The following is a 17,882-nucleotide window of genomic DNA, read 5'->3' as shown; positions in this document are numbered from 1 at the left end:
CAATGGCCTTCTCCGTCCAGATGCCAGCACTCGGTGAGAGCGTCACCGAAGGCACCGTCACCCGGTGGTTGAAGCAGGAAGGCGACCGGGTGGAGGTGGACGAGCCGTTGCTCGAGGTGTCCACCGACAAGGTCGACACGGAGATCCCCTCCCCCGCGGCAGGCGTTCTGCAGAAGATCGTCGCGCAGGAGGACGACACCGTCGAGGTCGGCGGTGAGCTCGCCGTCATCGGTGACGGTGACAGCGCGCCCGCCGCCACGCCCGAGCCCGCTCAGGAGTCCGCGCCCGCCGCCGAGGAGCCCGCCGCTCCGGCCGCCGAGGAGGCTCCGGCCCCGGCCGCCGCTCCCGCCTCTTCCGATTCCGGTTCTGCCGATTCCGGTTCTGCCGAGGGCACGCCGGTCACGATGCCCGCGCTCGGCGAGAGCGTCACCGAGGGCACCGTCACCCGGTGGCTGAAGCAGGTCGGCGACAGCGTCGCCGTCGACGAGCCGCTGCTCGAGGTCTCGACCGACAAGGTCGACACCGAGATCCCGTCCCCGGTCGCGGGCACGCTGCTGGCGATCACCGCGGGCGAGGACGAGACCGTCGAGGTCGGCGGCCAGCTCGCCGTCATCGGTTCCGGCAGCCCGGCCCCGGCCGCCGCTGCTCCGGCTCCCGCCGCCGCTCCGCCGGCTCCGGCTGCCCCGGCACCCGCCGCCGCTGCCCCCGCTCCGGCCCCGGCTGCTGCTCCGGCCGCCGCCGCGCCGGCCGCCGCGCCGGCTTCGGCTTCGGGCGAGGACGCGAACGGCCAGCCGTACGTGACGCCGCTCGTCCGCAAGCTGGCGTCGGAGAACGGCATCGACCTGGCTTCGCTGAAGGGCACCGGCGTCGGTGGCCGCATCCGCAAGCAGGACGTGCTCGCCGCCGTCGAGGCCAAGAAGGCCCCGGCTCCGGCACCCGCCGCTCCGGCCGCGGCCGCACCCGCCGCCCGCACCGCCGCTCCGGCCTCGGTCGACACCAGCGGCAAGCGCGGCACCGTGCAGAAGCTCCCCCGCCTGCGTCAGATCGTCGCGCAGCGCACCCGCGAGTCGCTGCAGATGTCCGCACAGCTCACGCAGGTGTTCGAGGTGGACGTCACCAAGATCGCCCGCCTGCGCAACCAGGCCAAGAAGGCGTTCGAGCAGCGCGAGGGCGCCAAGCTGACCTTCCTGCCGTTCTTCGCCAAGGCGGCGATCGAGGCGCTCAAGCAGCACCCGGTGCTGAACGCGTCGATCGACGAGGAGAAGAAGGAGGTCACGTACCACGGTGCCGAGCACCTGGGTATCGCGATCGACACGGACCGCGGCCTGCTCAACGCCGTCATCCACAACTCCGGTGACCTCAACCTGGCCGGTCTCGCGCACAAGATCGGCGACCTCGCCGCTCGGGCGCGGTCCAACAAGCTGACGCCGGACGAGCTCACCGGCGGCACGTTCTCGCTGACCAACCTCGGCAGCAACGGCGCGCTGTTCGACACCCCGATCATCCAGCAGCCGCAGGTCGGCATCCTGGGCGTCGGCGTGGTCAAGAAGCGCGCGGTCGTCATCACCGACGAGGACGGCGGCGACACCATCGCCATCCGGTCGATGATGTACCTCGCGCTCACCTACGACCACCGGCTGGTCGACGGTGCGGACGCCGGTCGGTTCCTCACCACGGTGAAGAACCGGCTCGAGGAAGGCGCGTTCGAGGCTGATCTCGGTCTCTGACGTCTGACGTATTGCTTGGGCCACCCCGGTTTCGGCCGGGGTGGCCTTTTGCTTGCTTTGCTTGCTTTGGTTGTGCGGGCTTTCGGTGGTGGGTGGGGAGGTTCTCGCTGATCACCAGAGGTGGCCATATTTTCAGGGCGGGGTCAAGACAAAAAGACGTCTTGACCCCGCCCTGAAAATATGGCAAGGCTGCGCCTGATCAGCGAGAACCTCCCCACCCTGGCCCTTCGGATGCTTGGGATCATTTGGCTGCCGGTTTTGGCTCGGGGGCCGCGCCCGGTTGGCAGTGCGGGGGTTGGGAATGCGGCGGGCGCTCTTTTCTTTTGGTTCGCGCCGTTTTCGCTGGGCTCGCTTGGTACCTGCCGGTTTGATCGGTGCTCGCTTGGTTCGCGCCGGTTTCGCTGGGCTCGCTTGGTGCCTGCCGGTTTGGCCGGTGCTCCCTTGGTTTCTGCCGGTTTCGTGGTGGGTTGCTTGGTGTGCTGGCGTCGCTTCGCTCGCCGGGGTCCACGCTGCGCCGCAGATGTTGCGGGCTGTCGCACCCCTGGTTTCGTGGCTGGCCTGTCTGTGGGGCGGGGGATTGTCGGTGCTGGCTGGGAGCATCGGTTCGGGGGGTTCTCGGGTGCGGGGGACGCCCGCGTGAGCGCGCTCGCGGCCGTGAGCGGCGGCCTGGCAGGGCCAGGGGTGTGTCGTGTCGGGTGGAAGTCGGGCCCAGCGGCGGGTGGGTCGAGCTGGCGGGCCCGACGGCGGGCAGGTCGGTGTGTCTACGGATCGCGGGCCGACGGCAGGCGGGTCGGTGTGCCGACAGAAGGCGGGCCCGACGGCAAGTGGGTCGGTGCACCTACGGAAGGCGAGTCCGACGGCAGGCGGGTCGGTGTGATTGCGGAAAGCGAGTCCGACGGCAGGCGGGCCGGTGTGATCAGGCAAGGAGTGTGCGCTTCCGCAGTCAGCGGGGTGGTGGGCACCTGGCGATTGGGCCTTGACTTGGGGTGCGGCGTGGTACCCCTATCGGGCCGGCAGGTTCTCTTCCTGCCGGCGGAGCCGGCCCCACCACGCCGCGAGGGGCCCCAAGTCAAGGCCCAATCGCTGCGCCGAAGGCGCGACGCAACCACCCGACAGCGAAACACCGAAGCGCAGCAAGCATCGGAATCCAGCCCACACGAAACCGGCAGCCAGGCAAAGAGCCCGGCCCCGACGAGAACCGGCAGCCAAGCCCAGCCAGGCGACAACCGGGCACGTCGACACGCCCACCAACCGGCGAGCCCGCACACCCCGGCCCACGCCGAGCGCCCCATCGGGGCTGCAACTACGGCGTTCGGAGCTCGAGAAGTGGGCCAAGCGGCCCGCTACCGGTTCAGGTGTCGTTCAGCACACATTCCCCGCGTGCAAGCGCACGCCTGGTGGGAGACGATCAACGCATGCGGGTTGTCATCGCGGGTTCGTCCGGTCTGATCGGCAGCAGCCTGGTCGCGTCGTTGCGCGCGGAGGGCTACGAGGTGCTTCGGCTGGTGCGTCGGAAGCCCGCCGCGCCCGACGAGCGGGGCTGGGACCCGTACGCGGGGCGCATCGACGAAGGTGCGCTCGACGGTGTGGACGCGGTCATCAACCTGTGCGGCGCCGGGGTTGGGGACAAGCGGTGGGACGACGCGCGCAAGCAGGTGCTCAGGGACAGTCGGATCGTGCCCACCGAGGTGTTGTCGGCCGCGGTCGTGGAGCACGGGGTGCCGGTGTTGGTGAACTCGTCGGGGGCGCATTACTACGGCGACACCGGAAACCGGATCGCTGACGAGAGTGCGCCTGGTGGCAGCACCTTCATGTCCAGGCTCACGCAGGACTGGGAGGCGGCTACCGCGGCGGCTCAGCAGGGCGGGGTGCGCGTCGTGTTGCTGCGCACGGCTGTGGTGGTGTCGCCCAACGGTGGTGTGCTCGGGCGGATCAAGCCGGTGTTCTCGTTGTTCCTCGGCGGGAAGCTGGGCAGCGGTGACCAGTTCTTCCCCTGGGTCTCGCTGGATGACGTGGTGTCCGCGTACCGGTTCGTCGTCGAGCACGACGACATCGCCGGGCCGGTCAACCTCGCCGGGCCGACACCGGCCACGAACGCCGAGTTCACCGAGGCGCTGGGGCATGCGATTCACCGGCCTACGCCGTGGGTGGTGCCGGGGTTCGCGCTTCGGGCATTGCTCGGCGGGGAGCGGGCCGACGAGCTGCTGCTGACCGGGCCCGGGCTGACGCCGCAGGTGCTGGAGAGCAAGGGGTTCCACTTCCAGCACCCGGCGCTCGGATCCGCGTTGAGCGCTGCCGTGGCATGACGCGCGCGGTCGGTGCGGTGCTGGTGATCTCGTGGGTTCTCCTGGGGTTGCCGGAGGTCACCGCGCTCGACCTGTGGGTTCAGTCGCGCGTGCCCCGGCCCGAGTGGCTGCGGACGGCGTCGACCTTCTTCGGGTACGTGTTCGGGCCGGTCGTCGCGTCGGCGTTCGGCGTTGGGCTCGCCGTCATCGCCTACCGGAAGAAAGACGCGCGGCTGTGGCGCGGGCTGGTCCTGTTCGGGTTGTGCTGGGGCACGTTGCTCAGCCGCTACCTCTTCCGGCGTGTGCGGCCGGTCGACTATCCGCAGTGGGCGTACCCGAGCGGGCACACGGTGGCCGTGGCCGCGGTGGGGTTCACGCTGGTCGTGCTGCTCGGGCGCGGCGCGACGATCGCGGTGACGGCGACGGTGCTCACGGCTGCCAGCCGGGTGGTGCTGGAGCGGCACTGGGTGACCGATGTGATCGGGTCGGTGCTGGGTGTGGTGGGGGTCGGGCTCCTCGCCGCGCTGGCGCTCGGGTTGGTAACGTCGGGACGTGACGTCGTGCCGCATTTCCGCAGATCCGGTCCAGGTTCGTGAGCTCGGGCTCATCGAGTACACGGCCGCGTGGGACCTGCAGAAGGAGATCGCCGAAGCGCGTGCCGCCGGCGAGGGGCCGGACACGCTGCTGCTGCTGGAGCACCCGCCCGTCTACACGTGCGGACGCCGCACGCTCGACGAGGAGCGGCCCACCAACAGCGACACCCCGGTCATCGACGTCGACCGCGGCGGGAAGATCACCTGGCACGGGCCCGGTCAGCTGGTGGGGTATCCGATCGTCGGGCTGACCGAGCCGATGGACGTCGTGCAGTACGTGCGGCGCGTCGAGCAGGGGCTGATCCACGTGTGCGACCAGCTCGGCGTGCACACCGGGCGGGTCGACGGGCGCAGCGGCGTGTGGCTGCCCGCCGACGACCGGGGGCCGGAGCGCAAGATCGCCGCGATCGGCATCCGGGTGCAGCGCGGCGTGACGATGCACGGCTTCGAGATCAACTGCAACGCGGACCTGTCGGCGTTCGGCGAGATCATCCCGTGCGGCATCCGGGACGCGGGTGTCGCGTCGCTGTCCGTCGAACTGGGGCGCGACGTCACGGTCGCAGAGGTGCTTCCGCTCGCTCGTGACGCGGTGTTGGCCGCACTTGACGGAACGTTGCCACTGACGGACCGCTACCTTGCCCGATCTGGCCCAGTCGCACCTGGGATCACCTTCGCTAGCATGCCGTAGTGCTCCTCTCCCGGCGTCAGCTCTTCGCCGCCATCGGTATCACCGTGATCGCTCCCTCGGTCGCGCACGCCTCGGTGCCCGAGGGGACCGTGCGCATCGGCGACTGGGAGCGCTACTACCTCGGCTTGGACGGCGGCGCGCACCAGCGGGCCATGAAGGCGCTGGGCATCGCGCACCGCGACGGCGTCCGCGCCGACGAGCCGAACCGCGAGGTCGACATCGCCGACGTGGTCAAGGCGGTCGTCGAGCACGGCGACCACGCCGCGGCCGACTACCTGCGCGACCGGCTGAAGCTGGACACGCCGTCGATGCTGCGCAAGGGGCTCAAGCTGATCCTGGACGAGGACGGTCTCGAGGAGCGCTACCTGCGCGACCCGGCGTTGCAGCTGCGGGTCATCGGCAACTTCCCGCGCTTCCGGGATCGCGCGTTCGCGCTCCCCGAGTCCGTCGTGAAGGCGGTCAGCCGAGCTTCGGCATGACGTCCGACGCGATCTCGGTGATGTGGTCGAGGTCGGACAGGTCCAGCACCTGCAGGTAGACGCGCTGGATGCCGGTGCGCTCGCGCCACACCGAGAGGCGCTCGACGACCTCGTCCGGAGTACCGGCCAGGCCGTTCTCCTTGAGCTCCTCGACCTCGCGCCCGATGGCCGAGGCACGGCGCGCGACGTCGGCGTCCGTGCGGCCGATGCACGCGACGAGCGCGGCGGAGCGGGTGATCTCGCTCGGGTCGCGGCCGATCTCCGAGCACGCCGCGTCGATGCGCGCGAACTGCGTCTCGGCGGTCTCGATCGACTGGAACGGCAGGTTGAACTCGTTGGCGTAGCGGGCGGCCAGCGCCGGGGTCCTCCGAGCGCCAACGCCACCGATCAGCACGGGCGGGCGCGGCGACTGAAGAGGCTTGGGCAGCGCGGGCGAGTCGGTGAGCTCGTAGTGCTCGCCGGAGAACGAGAACGTGTCACCGGCGGGCGTCTCCCACAGGCCGGTGATGATCGCCAGCTGCTCCTCGTACCGCTCGAAGCGCTCGGTGACGGACGGGAACGGGATGCCGTAGGCGGTGTGCTCGTCGGCGTACCACCCGGCGCCGAAGCCGAACTCGACGCGGCCGCCGGACATCTGGTCCACCTGGGCCACGCTGATCGCCAGCGGTCCGGGGTAGCGGAACGTCGCGGCGGTCATCAGCGTGCCGAGCCGGATGGTGGACGTCTCGCGGGCGAGGCCCGCGAACGTGATCCACGGGTCGGTCGGGCCCGGCAGACCGGACACCGACCCCATCTTCAGGTAGTGGTCGGAGCGGAAGAACGCGCCGTAGCCCGCGTCCTCGGCGGTCCGCGCCACGCGCAGCAGGTCGTCGTAGCTGGCCCCTTGCTGGGGCTCGGTGAAGATCCGGAGTTCCACGACCCCGAATCTAGTCAAGCGAGTAACTGGCGCACCTCGGAGGTCTCCACCCGGTCGAGGGACGAGTCGGCGGTGAGCACGGCGCGGTGCAGCTCGCGCAGCCTGGCCGACGGCTCGACGCCCAGCTCCTCGATCAGCGTCTGACGCAGCGACTTGAACGCGTCCAGCGCCTGCCACTGCCTGCCCGACCGGAACAGCGCGACCATGTACTGGGCGCACAGGTTCTCGTTCATCGGGTGCCGCGCGGTCAGCACGGCCAGCTCGCTGAGCAGCGTGTGGTGCCGTCCGACCAGCATCTCGGCGTCGATGCGGCTCTCCACGACGCTCAGCCGCGACTCCTCCAGCCTGGTCGCCTCGATGCTGAGCACGTCACCGGTCGGTGTGTCGACGAGCGCGGGCCCGAGCCACATGCCGAGCGCCGTGCCCAGCAGCCGGGCGGCGGACTCGTGGTCTCCTGCTTCGGAGGCACGCCGTCCGGCCGCCGCGAGGCGTTCGAACTCGTGCACGTCGACGTTCTCCACCGGGACGTTCAGCAGGTAGCCGCCGAACCGGGTGACCAGCACGTCGCTGGCGTTGTCACCGAGGAGTCTGCGCAGCTGCATGATGTAGGTCTGCAGCGTGGTGCGCGCGCTACGCGGCGGACGTTCGCCCCACAGCTCCTCGATGAGCGTCGTCACCGGTACGACCTGCCCGGCGCGCAGGGCGAGCAGGGCGAAGATCTGCCGCGGTTTCGCGGCGGTCGGCAACGTCGAACGGCCGTTCCGCGTGGCCTCGAGCGGCCCCAGGATCTTGATCTGCATCGCCACGTTCCTCCTCAGGAAAACCCGCCCCGACGTGTGCAGATCAGTCCATCGCAACTGGGCCTCCAGCGGCAGTGTCCCTACCACCAGTTGCGCATGAAGTCACCCCGTGCGGAGGGGTGAGAACTTCATATTCGGGCGCGTTAACGCGTAACTACCGGGGGCATCGGCCACCGACCCAGAATCGCTCCCAGCACTTCCGGTCCACGCCAGACCCCAAGGGGAGACAATCATGTTCAGCACCCGCACCCTCGAAGAGATCGTTCCTGCCGACGAGGCCGACCTGGTGATCTACGAGTTCGACCGGCCCACCGGCACGGCTGGAGATCTCGACCTGCTCGCGTTCACAGTCCATTGCGGCGGCCCAGTGATCATCGGTGAGGCGCCGACAACCGCAGCAGCCTGAGCAGGAGCGGGGCCGTGCACGAACGAATCGGGTTCAAGCGTCATCTGAGACCGGAGATCGTCCGAGGTGAGGCGGTCTACCTGTTCTCGGAGAGCGGGGTGACGGCCCTGCAAGGACCTCACGTCGAACTGCTGGCCTCGCTGCTGGACGGAACACGGGATCTCTCGGCGCTGCTGAGGGACCTGCCCGAGGAGGTGCCCGCCGAACAGGCGGGACGCCTGCTCACCAGGCTGGGTGCCGCCGGGCTCATCGGCACCCGCTCATCGGACGACACCGACGGCACCGCTGCGCACGCTTACTGGGACGCAGCGGGCCTGGATGCCTCCACCGCCGTCGGCGCGACGAGGAACGCCCACGTCCGGGTCATCACCGCCGGTGGCGTCGAGCCCGATGCGATGATCGGCGCGCTACGCCGCGCCGAACTGGATGTCACGGCCGGCGCAGCCCGTGACATCCCGCCCTCGCTCTCCATCGTGATCTGCAACGACTACCTCGCTCCCGCGCTGAGGGAAGTCGACGACGAACACCGGGCGACCGGCACACCCTGGCTGCTGGTCAAGCCGACCGGCGCGCAGGTGTGGGTCGGCCCGGTGTTCACGCCCGGCGACGGCGCCTGCTGGCGTTGTCTCGCCGCCAGGTTGTCGGCCAACCGGCCGGCCGAAGCGCACGTGCAGGCCCGGCGAGGCGTGCACGGTCCCGCGGCGCGGCCCGCCGTCGGCCTGCCCTCGGTCTCGGCCACCGCGGTCGAGGTCGCGGCGCTGGAGGCGACCAAGTGGCTGGCCGGGTACCGGCACGCCGGGCAGCGCGAGATCTGGGCGTTCGACAGCCTGGAGCTGCGTGCGACGCAGCACGCCGTGCGGGCGCTGCCGCAGTGTCCCGCGTGCGGTGACCCGGACCTGGTGCGCAAGCGGACGCTCCGGCCGGTGCGCGTCGAGTCGAGGATCAAGCGGTCCTCCGACGGCGGCGGGCACCGGTCCGCGTCCGCGCGCGAGGTGCTGGACCGCTACCGGCACCTGGTGAGCCCGATCTCCGGTGTGGTCAAGGAGATCCGCCGCGACAGCAGGGGCCACGACTTCTTCAACTCCTACCGCTCCGGCACGAACGTGGCCGCGGGCGGACCCGGTCTCGACTCACTGCGCTCGACGTTGCGCTGCGAGAACGGCGGCAAGGGCGTCACGCCGCTGCACGCCGAGGCGGGCGCGCTGTGCGAGGCCGTCGAGCGCTACAGCGGCACCTACCACGGCGACGAGGCCAGGATCCGCGCCAGCTTCCGCGCGCTCGGCGACGAAGCCGTGCACCCGGATGCCTTCCAGCTGTTCGACCCGCGCCAGTTCGACTCGCGCACGGAGTGGAACGCGGCGCACGCGGCGTTCCAGCACGTGCCGGAACCGTTCGACAAGCACGGCGTGCTCGACTGGACGCCGGTGTGGTCGGTGACGAACCAGTGCCACCGGCTGCTGCCGACCGCATCTCTCTACTACGGGGCGCCCTCCCCCGCGTCGATCACCGCGAGCTCCAACGGCTGTGCGGCCGGGTCGAGCGTCGAGGACGCGATCCTGCAGGCGCTGTTCGAGGTGATCGAACGGGACGCGGTCGCGCTGTGGTGGTACAACCGCACCCGCATGCCCACCATCGACCTCGAGCGGATGAACGACCCGTTCGTCGACGAGCTGCGCTCCGTCTACGCCTCGCTCGGTCGCGAGGTGTGGGTGCTCGACCTGACCGCGGACCTCGCGGTGCCCGTGATGGCCGCGATCTCGCGGTGCGTCGACGGCCCGCGCGAGGACATCGTCTTCGGCTTCGGCGCGCACCTCGACCCGCGCATCGCGGTGAAGCGCGCGCTGACCGAGCTGAACCAGGTGATGCCGCCCGTGCTGAACGTCTCCGAACACCAGTGGCGCACGATGGACGTGGATCTGCGGCGGTGGCTGCTGACCGCGACTACCGCCGAACATCCCTACCTGGTACCAGATCCCACTCTGCTCACTCCTCGGCATTCGTACGTGCCGCAGCAGGACCTGCGCGCCGACGTCGAGAGCATCCGGACGCGCCTGGAGGCCGCGGGCCTGGAACTGCTGGTGCTCGACCAGACGCGACCCGACGTCGAACTGCCCGTCGTCAGGGTCGTGGTGCCAGGGATGCGGCACTTCTGGTCCAGGCTCGCTCAAGGGCGCCTCTACGACGTCCCGCTAACCCTGGGACGGGTCGAGCGACGTGCCGCGTTCGAAGAACTCAACCCGGTCCCGATGTTCTTATGACCGGCGTTGATCTCGCGCGGCCTTGGCAGAGCTGGAGAAGCGCGGTGACATCTGACATCCCTGCTGGGGACTTTCCTTCTGGGCACATCCCCGCCGGGCGACCTCTGTTCTCGCTGCTCGAGGACACGCTCGTCAGCGCCGAGTCCGGCAGGCTGACGGTGCACGGCAGATGGGGTGCCGTGGAGGTGACGGACTCGAGTCCGCTGGTGCGCGAGGCGCTGCACCGGATGGGGCTCGGCCCGGTGTCGCTGGAGAACATTCCCGTGCTGTTCAACGACTTCGTGCTGTGGAAGTCGTCCGGCAAGATCGGTGCGCAGTGGCTGCGGCTGCGGCGGACGCTCGACCGGCTCGGCGGCTGCGTGGTGCCGTCGCTGGGCCTGCAGGACGGTGCGGGCCCGATTCTGTCGCTGATCGCGGTCGTGGGGAATGCGGTGTTCCGATGTCCGCACGTGGCCGACGAACAGCTGATCACGATCCGGCCAGGTGCGTCGATAGAGGACGTTGATGGCGACCACGTGCTGGTCTGCGACGGTCTGTCGTACACCGCTGTGTTGCACCGGCCGCCCGCCACCGGGATCGTGAAGTCGCTGCTGGACGGCGAGACGACGATCGCCGAGGTCGCGGCCGGTTCGGAGGTCGGAAAAGAGGTCGTGTCCGACGTCGTGGCGTATCTGGCGAGCGCTGGTTTCATCCTCACTGAGGGAACAGGGAAAACAGACAGGACTTCGACAGGGCACCGGTAGCATGGCGCCCTGATGGCGAAGTCCCGGACTCTTCGCATGGGAGCGGTTGTGGCAAGACGCCTCGACTCCGCGTTAGGGCAGGAGAGCGACAGCCAGGGCCGCGCGGCCGGGCTCGCCCCCCGCCTCGCGCTCCTCGTCGTCACCGTCGTGTTCGCGGGATTCGCCGTGAACGCCTTCCAGTACGTCGTCGTGCAGGGCGCGACGTTCGCCAGGGTCGTTCCGGCAGGCGCGTGCCTGGCGCTGATGATGGTGCTGCAGCTGGGTTTCTTCAGCCGTCCCGGTGCGGACGTGCGAGGCCCGCTCGGTTATTCCGCCTTGTTCGTCCAGGCGCTGCTGACGTTCGTGCCGATGTTCTTCTTCCACGAGGCGTGGACCGGCATGCCCGGCTTCCTCGCCGGTGACGCGCTGCTGGTGCTGCGGCTGGGCACCGGTTGGGTCGCGTTCTTCGCGATCGCCGCTGTCGCCGGGGTCATCCAGTCGAACCTGACCGGCCCAGGGCTCGAGGTCGTCTACATCGCGAACCTGACGATGGTCATCGGCCTCGTCGTCTACGGGTTGTCACGGCTGCGTTCGCTCGTGCGCGAGCTCGAGGACGCCCGGTCCGAACTGGCCGGGCTCGCCGTCGCGCGGGAACGCCTGCGGTTCGCTCGGGACCTGCACGACCTGCTGGGGTTCAGCCTGTCCGCGGTCACGTTGAAGACCGAACTGACGCACCGCCTCGTGCCGTTGCAGCCCAAGCGCGCCAAGCAGGAGCTCGACGAGATACTCGAAGTCTCCCGCCAGGCGCTCGCCGACGTGCGTGCGGTCGCGTCGTCCTACCGCGAGCTGTCGCTGGACGACGAGCTGGCGTCGGCGCGATCGGTGTTGTCCGCGGCCGAGGTCGTGGTCGACGTGCACGCGGGCCAGGGTGACGTGCCGCCGCGGGTCAGGACGGTACTCGCCACCGTGCTGCGCGAGGGCGTCACGAACCTGTTGCGGCACAGCAAGGCCGAGAACTGCTCGATCACCGTGTCGCGCGACGACGGCGCGGTGTGCATCGAGATCGTGAACGACGGCGTGCGCGACGACGTGGAATCCGAGGGCCACGGCAACGGGATCAGCAACCTGACGCAGCGCGTCCGCGCACTCGGCGGCACGCTGACCGCCCGCGCGGACGACGACACGTACCGCCTGCACGCGTCGATCCCCTTGTCCGGCCAGGAGAACTCGCCCACCACATCGGAGCCGCACACCGAGCACGGTGCGGTGATGGCGCCGCGGCTGGGTTCCCTGATCGCCACGGCCGTGTTCACCGGGTACGCGATCAGCTCGATCATCCTGACGTTCGCCTGGCTGCCCGACACCACCAGCCGCGCCGTCGCGATCGCGTGCATCCTCGCGTCGCTCGGCCTGATGCTCGGTTTCTTCAGCCGCCCCAGCGCTTCCGTGCGCTCGCCGCTCGGGTACGCGCTGCTGTGCGCGCAGGCCGTGCTCACGTACCTGCCGATGGCGCTGTTCGAACACCCGCTGCTCGGCATGCCCGGCTACCTCGCCGGCGCCTCGCTGCTGGTGCTGCCCGCGCGGTTCGGCGTACCGGTGTTCCTGCTCGTCATGGCGAGCGCCGGTGGTGCGCACTGGCTGTTCGAGGGCAGCTCGATCAACATCGTGTTCGGGTTCATCGTGACGAGCAACCACGGCCTGGTCGTGTTCGGCCTGTCGCGGCTGCGTTCCATGGTGCAGGACCTGCACGACGCGCGGACCGAGCTCGCGCACCTCGCCGTCACCAAGGAACGCCTGCGGTTCGCGCGGGACCTGCACGACCTGCTGGGCTACAGCCTCTCGGCCATCACGTTGAAGAGCGAGCTCACGCACCGGCTGGTGGAGCGCGATCCCGAACGGGCGCAACAGGAACTGTCCGGGATCCTGGACATCTCCCGGCAGGCGCTGGCCGACGTGCGCGCGGTCGCCTCGTCGTACCGCGAGATGTCGCTCGACGAGGAAACCGTGTCCGCGCGGGCTTTGCTGGCCGCGGCGAACATCAACGTCACGCTGCGGTTCGAGCCGTGCGAGCTGTCCTCCGACGTGCGCACGACTCTCGCCACCGTGCTGCGCGAAGGTGTCACGAACCTGTTGCGGCACAGCAAGGCCGCCAACTGCGAGATCACCCTGGCGCGGAGCGAGGACCGGCTGACCATGGAGATCGTCAACGACGGGCTGCTGGCCGTGCCACCGCCCTCCACCAACGGCGGTGGCAGCGGGATCCACAACCTGACGGCTCGCGTGACGAACATCGGCGGCACCCTGGTCGCCGGCACCACACCGGACAACACCTACCGCCTGCAGGCCGAAATTCCCCTGCACTGAACTGGACGGCATTGGGCGGGGGAAAACCCGGAAAGGTTTACAGCCAACCGGCTTCAGAGGCGATGCGGATCGCGTCCACCCGGTTGCGCGCGTCCAGCTTCGCCACGACCGACGTCAGGTAGTTGCGCACCGTCCCGGGGGACAACGACAACGCGCGCGCGATGTCCGGCGCGTCGGTGCCGTTCGCGGCGAGCCGCAGCACTTCGAGCTCGCGCTCGGTCAGCGGGCATTCGCCGGAGTCCCACGCGGCCAGCGCCAGCTGGGAGTCCACCACGCGGCGGCCAGCGGCGACGTCGCGGATCGCGGCGGCCAGCTTCGCGGGCGGGGCGTCCTTGAGGATGAACCCGTCGACACCGGCGGCGAGTGCGCGGCGCAGGGTGCCTGGGCGGGCGAGCGACGTGAGCATCAGCGTGCGCACGCCGGGGATCGTGCTGCGGATCTTGGCCGCGGCCGTCAGTCCATCCAGGATCGGCAGGTCGATGTCGATGACCGCCACGTCGGGCTGGTGGCTTTCCACCATGGAGACGATCTGGTCGCCGGAGTCCACTTCGGCGACGACCTCGATGTCGGGTTCCAGATCGAGCAGAGCTACCAGCGCGCCCCGGACCATGTGCATGTCCTCGGCGAGCAAAACCCTGATCATCTCTGCCGTCCCCTCAGCCCCGTCCGGCACACATTAGCGCCCGACCATCCGCCTCGAACCACACAGCTACCCCGCGAGTTGTGGTACCTGGGTGAGATCGGGGTCGGCGCGCAGTATCGCGCTCTGCAGGCGGCGCAGGCGTTCCGACGGCGCGAGGCCCAGCTCGTCCATCAGCTTGTCGTGCAACGTCCGGTACTCCTCGAGTGCACGCCACTGCCTGCCTGAGCGGTACAGCGCGAGCATGTGCTGGGCGCAGAAGTTCTCGTGCAGCGGGTGCTGCGCGGTGAGCATCGAGAGCTGGCCGAGCAGTTGCTGGTGCCTGCCGAGGCGGAGGTCGGCGTCCATCAACGCCTCCAGCACGCCGAGCCTGCTCTCCTCCAGCCTGGTGACCTCCATGCCGAGCCGCATGCCGATGCGCACGTCGGCGAGCACCGGGCCGCGCCACACCTCCAGCGCCGCGCGCAGCATCCTGGCCGCGGGCTCCAGCGAACCCTCCTCCAGCGCGCGCTGGCCGCGAGACGCGAGCCGCTCGTACTCGACCACGTCGACGGCGCCGGCACCCACGTCCAGCAGGTAGCCGCCGTACCGGGTGACGAGCACGTCCTTCGCGGCGTCGTTGCCCGCGGCCTCGATGCGCCTGCGGATCTGGAGCACGTAGGTCTGCAACGTGGTCAGCGCGCTGCGCGGCGGGGCCATGCCCCACAGCTCCTCGATCAGCGTCGGCACGGTCACGACGTGATCGGCCTGCAGTCCGAGCAGCGCCAGCAGCTGGCGGGGCTTGGCCGCGGTCGGCGTGATGGAGACACCGTTCTCGTGCGCCTCCAGCGGTCCCAGCACCTTGATGTCCACGGAACTCTCCCTACGGCGGCCTGTTTCGAGCACCTACTAGTGCAACCGAGAGGGCATCGCCGACGCCACGGAGCACCCCACAAGTCCGTGATGAGCTGTACCCGCGGGAACGATGAATCTTTCACACGGGCCCAAAACCGCTTCCGAACGTGACGGGTCCGACGCGGTTAGTAATGGGACGCCTCTGATACTCGTCCGTTTGTGTGATTCTTTTCGATCAGCGAGTCTTGACGTTGCCGTATTATTCGCGGGCGGCGCCTCGGTTGTGCGGGGGTTGAAATGGCAGCATTGGCACATCCACCCGGAACGGTCAGGGTGTCGATGCCGCCCGCACGGCGGACGATGCGAACGAGCCTCGTGATAGTCAGCGGGCTCTCGTTGATAGAAGTGGTTCACGTGCTTCTGCTCGGCCGCGGGACCACCCATTCGGCGGTCGTCGTCACGGTAATTGGGGCGTTGGCCGCCATTCAGCTTTCCTATTTCAGCAGACCGTCCGCGCGACTGGAGTTCCCGACCGGCCACCTGGCGCTCACGGTGCACGCACTCCTGGTGTTCCTGCCGATGCTGCTGTTCGGCCACACGTGGATCGCCGCGACGGGTTTCCTCGCCGGAAGCGTACTGCTGGTGTTACCGCGCACGGCGGGCTGGACGGCGTTCACCGCGATCGTCATCGCCGCGGGCGGGGTGCACATCTCCGCTGGTCACGACCTCACCGCAGCGTCGTTGAGCATCGTGACGACGGCGATGGCCGGGCTCGTGCTGCACGGGCTGCCGTGGCTCGCCGCCCTCGCGGTGAAGGTCGACGCGACCCGCTCCGACCTGGCCGACCGCGCGGTCGCCGAGGAACGCATCCGCGTGTCCCGCGACCTGCACGACCTGCTCGGATACGGCCTGTCGGCGATCAAGCTCAAGAGCGAGCTCTCGCACCGGCTGCTGCCCGACCACCCGGACCAGGCGCGCGAGACGCTCGGCGAGATCCTCGACATCACCCGGCACACGCTGGTCGACGTGCGGTCCGTCGCCCTCGGCTACCGGCTGCTGTCGGTCGAGGAGACGTTCTGCTCCGCGAAAGCCGTCCTGACCTCGGCGAACATCACCGTGAACATGGAGCTCGACCACGGCGAGATCCCCGAGCCCGCCGCGACGGTGCTGGCCACCGTGCTGCGCGAGAGCGTCACGAACGTGCTGCGACACAGCCGGGCCGAGCACTGCGAGATCTCGTTGCGGCAGAAGGAAGACCTGATCGAGCTGCAGATCATGAACGACGGGGCGGACGAGTCGCCCTGCGACCCGTCCGGCAGCGGGGTGCGGAACATGACCGAGCGCGTCGACGAGATCGGCGGCAGCTTCACATCGCGGCGGGAGAGCGGCAGGTTCCACCTGCACGCCCAAATCCCCCTGTAGAGCTCTAGAGCCAGCCGGCCTTGCGGGCGATGCGCACCGCGTCGATGCGGTTGCGGGCCTCGAGCTTCATGGTGACGGTCGTCAGGTAGTTGCGGATCGTCCCGACCGACAGGTACAGCGTGCCCGCGATCTCCATCGCGTCGGCACCGTCCGCGGCGAGCCGGAGAACCTCCAGTTCACGCGGGGTGAGCGGGCACTCGTCGCCGTCCCACGCGGTGAGCGCGAGCTGCGAGTCGATGACCCGGCGGCCGACCGCGACGCCGCGGATCGCATCCGCGAGCTGGTTGATCGGCGCGTCCTTGAGGATGAAGCCGTTGACCCGCGCGTTCAACGCCCTGCGCAGCGTGCCGGGACGGCCGAGGCTGGTGAGGATCAAGGTGCGCGTGGCGGGTGCGACCTCGTGGATCTGGGCGGCCGCGGAAAGGCCGTCCATTCCGGGCAGATCGATGTCCAGCACGGCTACGTCAGGTTTGTTCTTCTCGACCGCGGGAACGATTTCGTCACCGTTGGCCACCGACGCGACAACCTGCATGTCCGGCTCGAGATCCAACAGCGCGACGAGTGCTCCGCGGACCATTTGCACGTCCTCGGCGAGCAACACTCTGATCATCGAGCCCCCTACGTGTCAGCTCAAAGTACCGAGTCTTACACTCGGTGACAGGGGGTGCCAAGGAATTGGCCCGTACGCAGGGTGAACTGCGCCGAATGCCCCAGTGACCCATTCGTAATGTGTAATTGGAGCGCTACCGTCGGTTACAGCGCAGTCCTTCGAGCACGCGCACGACCGTCCGTTCCACGTCCTTGCTGACCTTCCGCGGGTCGGGTGAGCTCGCGATGGTGCTCGCACCCGCGGACAACGCGCCGAACAACAGCCGCGTGGTGATCTCGACCGGAAGATCTTCGTCGATCTCCCCGGCTTCGCGCAGCAACTGCATTCCCGCGCGCAGCAGCCCGAAGCTGTAGTGCTCCTCGGCCTCGCGCCAGCGCTCCCAGCCCATCACGACCGGCGCCTCGTGGATCACGATCCGCTGGTACGACGGTTCGAGGCACTCGCGGACGTAGGCGCGCAGGCCGCCGGTCGCGATCTCCCACGCGTCGCCGGGAGTGTTGACGATCTTCGACAGCCGCTCGACCAGTCGCGTTTCGACGGACTCGAACGCGGCCTCGAAAAGGGCCTGCTTTCCGCTGAAGTGGTGGTACAGCGCGCCTTTCGTCACACGCGCCCGCTTGACGACCTCGTCGAGCGACGTGCCTGCGTAGCCGCGTTTGGTGAACAACTCGACGGCGTTGTCCACCAGCGCCTGCCGCGTGGACTCGGAGTACTCCACCCGCCTCGACCGCACGTTCACCACGGCGTCACGGTAGCTCACATACCAACGGTACGTACCCGTGGTATGGTCGGTGCCATACCGAGGGTATGTGAAGAACCGGGGGTACGATACATGGGCTGGAGCGACTTCTACCGGCGGCGCGACGCCATCGACGCCGTCCTCAACGACGCCCGCCACGACCCGGCGGCACCGCTGATCGTCGACCCCGACGTGTTCGAGAGCCGCGACGAGCTGCTGCAGGCGATGACCTACCGCTGGAACCAGCGGCTGACCAGCCGAATCGCGGTCGAGCTGCTGGACACCACCGACGACTACGACACCGTCGTGGCGCGCGTGACGCGCATGCTTTCGGTTGAGGACCCGACGCTGCGCGCCGTGCTCGACGCGCACGTCACGCACCTCGCCCGTAGCGCGTGA

Annotated in this window: 17 protein-coding genes; 11 read left to right on the top strand and 6 right to left on the bottom strand. The window is 69.3% G+C overall.

The features are described 5' to 3' along the window. Window positions 1-2 precede the first annotated feature (2 nt). The 5 genes from sucB (at window position 3) to FKR81_RS26660 (ending at window position 5,772) form a co-directional block, all read left to right on the top strand. Entirely contained in the window at window positions 3-1,727 is a 1,725-nt protein-coding gene (gene sucB, locus FKR81_RS26680; RefSeq protein WP_146355650.1) for a 2-oxoglutarate dehydrogenase, E2 component, dihydrolipoamide succinyltransferase, read from the top strand. A 1,415-nt stretch (window positions 1,728-3,142) separates the two neighbouring features. Further along, entirely contained in the window at window positions 3,143-4,033 is an 891-nt protein-coding gene (locus FKR81_RS26675; protein WP_146355648.1) for a TIGR01777 family oxidoreductase, read from the top strand. After that, window positions 4,030-4,608, top strand: a complete 579-nt coding sequence (locus tag FKR81_RS26670) for a phosphatase PAP2 family protein (protein WP_146355646.1) — start codon at window positions 4,030-4,032, stop codon at window positions 4,606-4,608. The genes FKR81_RS26675 and FKR81_RS26670 overlap by 4 nt, the downstream gene beginning before the upstream one ends. Further along, window positions 4,565-5,293: a lipoyl(octanoyl) transferase LipB gene (gene lipB / locus FKR81_RS26665; protein WP_146355644.1), complete on the top strand. Its 729-nt coding sequence runs from the start codon at window positions 4,565-4,567 to the stop codon at window positions 5,291-5,293. Before FKR81_RS26670 ends, lipB begins: the two co-directional genes overlap by 44 nt. After that, window positions 5,293-5,772 (top strand): hypothetical protein, encoded by a 480-nt coding sequence (locus FKR81_RS26660; protein ID WP_146355643.1) that lies wholly within the window; start codon window positions 5,293-5,295, stop codon window positions 5,770-5,772. Before lipB ends, FKR81_RS26660 begins: the two co-directional genes overlap by 1 nt. Here FKR81_RS26660 and FKR81_RS26655 read toward each other — a convergent pair. Then, the gene (locus tag FKR81_RS26655) at window positions 5,753-6,688 is read right to left on the bottom strand and encodes an LLM class F420-dependent oxidoreductase (RefSeq protein WP_146355641.1); all 936 of its coding nucleotides are present in this window, start codon (window positions 6,686-6,688) and stop codon (window positions 5,753-5,755) included. The two genes, FKR81_RS26660 and FKR81_RS26655, sit on opposite strands and share 20 nt — an antisense overlap. A gap of 14 nt (window positions 6,689-6,702) precedes the next feature. After that, window positions 6,703-7,488, bottom strand: a complete 786-nt coding sequence (locus FKR81_RS26650) for an AfsR/SARP family transcriptional regulator (protein ID WP_146355639.1) — start codon at window positions 7,486-7,488, stop codon at window positions 6,703-6,705. A gap of 232 nt (window positions 7,489-7,720) precedes the next feature. Between FKR81_RS26650 and FKR81_RS43740 the strand changes: the two genes are divergently transcribed. Genes FKR81_RS43740 through FKR81_RS26635 form a run of 4 tightly spaced genes read left to right on the top strand, consistent with a single transcriptional unit; the run spans window position 7,721 to window position 13,238 of the window. Beyond that, window positions 7,721-7,894: a hypothetical protein gene (locus tag FKR81_RS43740; protein WP_186763189.1), complete on the top strand. Its 174-nt coding sequence runs from the start codon at window positions 7,721-7,723 to the stop codon at window positions 7,892-7,894. A gap of 14 nt (window positions 7,895-7,908) precedes the next feature. Next, a complete protein-coding gene (locus FKR81_RS26645) occupies window positions 7,909-10,152 on the top strand; it encodes a TOMM precursor leader peptide-binding protein (RefSeq protein WP_235921786.1) in 2,244 nt (747 codons plus the stop codon). A gap of 44 nt (window positions 10,153-10,196) precedes the next feature. Next, window positions 10,197-10,895, top strand: a complete 699-nt coding sequence (locus FKR81_RS26640) for a hypothetical protein (protein ID WP_146355635.1) — start codon at window positions 10,197-10,199, stop codon at window positions 10,893-10,895. Window positions 10,896-10,943: 48 nt separating this feature from the next. Next, the gene (locus FKR81_RS26635) at window positions 10,944-13,238 is read left to right on the top strand and encodes a sensor histidine kinase (protein WP_186763188.1); all 2,295 of its coding nucleotides are present in this window, start codon (window positions 10,944-10,946) and stop codon (window positions 13,236-13,238) included. A gap of 37 nt (window positions 13,239-13,275) precedes the next feature. Here FKR81_RS26635 and FKR81_RS26630 read toward each other — a convergent pair whose 3' ends face one another. Both FKR81_RS26630 and FKR81_RS26625 read right to left on the bottom strand, forming a co-directional pair. Beyond that, window positions 13,276-13,881 (bottom strand): response regulator transcription factor, encoded by a 606-nt coding sequence (locus tag FKR81_RS26630; protein ID WP_146355631.1) that lies wholly within the window; start codon window positions 13,879-13,881, stop codon window positions 13,276-13,278. Window positions 13,882-13,947: 66 nt separating this feature from the next. Further along, complete coding sequence (locus tag FKR81_RS26625) at window positions 13,948-14,730, bottom strand: AfsR/SARP family transcriptional regulator (RefSeq protein WP_146355629.1); 783 nt, start codon at window positions 14,728-14,730, stop codon at window positions 13,948-13,950. A gap of 387 nt (window positions 14,731-15,117) precedes the next feature. On the opposite strand from FKR81_RS26625, the gene FKR81_RS26620 reads away from it, so the two are divergent. After that, the gene (locus FKR81_RS26620) at window positions 15,118-16,134 is read left to right on the top strand and encodes a sensor histidine kinase (protein WP_186763187.1); all 1,017 of its coding nucleotides are present in this window, start codon (window positions 15,118-15,120) and stop codon (window positions 16,132-16,134) included. 4 nt (window positions 16,135-16,138) lie between these two features. Here FKR81_RS26620 and FKR81_RS26615 read toward each other — a convergent pair whose 3' ends face one another. Both FKR81_RS26615 and FKR81_RS26610 read right to left on the bottom strand, forming a co-directional pair. After that, complete coding sequence (locus tag FKR81_RS26615) at window positions 16,139-16,744, bottom strand: response regulator transcription factor (RefSeq protein WP_146355625.1); 606 nt, start codon at window positions 16,742-16,744, stop codon at window positions 16,139-16,141. A gap of 133 nt (window positions 16,745-16,877) precedes the next feature. Beyond that, the gene (locus FKR81_RS26610) at window positions 16,878-17,477 is read right to left on the bottom strand and encodes a TetR/AcrR family transcriptional regulator (RefSeq protein WP_146355768.1); all 600 of its coding nucleotides are present in this window, start codon (window positions 17,475-17,477) and stop codon (window positions 16,878-16,880) included. A gap of 99 nt (window positions 17,478-17,576) precedes the next feature. Between FKR81_RS26610 and FKR81_RS26605 the strand changes: the two genes are divergently transcribed. Next, on the top strand, window positions 17,577-17,882 hold the full coding sequence (locus FKR81_RS26605; RefSeq protein WP_146355623.1) for a hypothetical protein: 306 nt from the start codon (window positions 17,577-17,579) through the stop codon (window positions 17,880-17,882).

It is taken from the genome of Lentzea tibetensis (assembly GCF_007845675.1).
Lineage (GTDB): Bacteria > Actinomycetota > Actinomycetes > Mycobacteriales > Pseudonocardiaceae > Lentzea > Lentzea tibetensis.
This window is presented reverse-complemented; position numbering and strand designations above follow the sequence as displayed.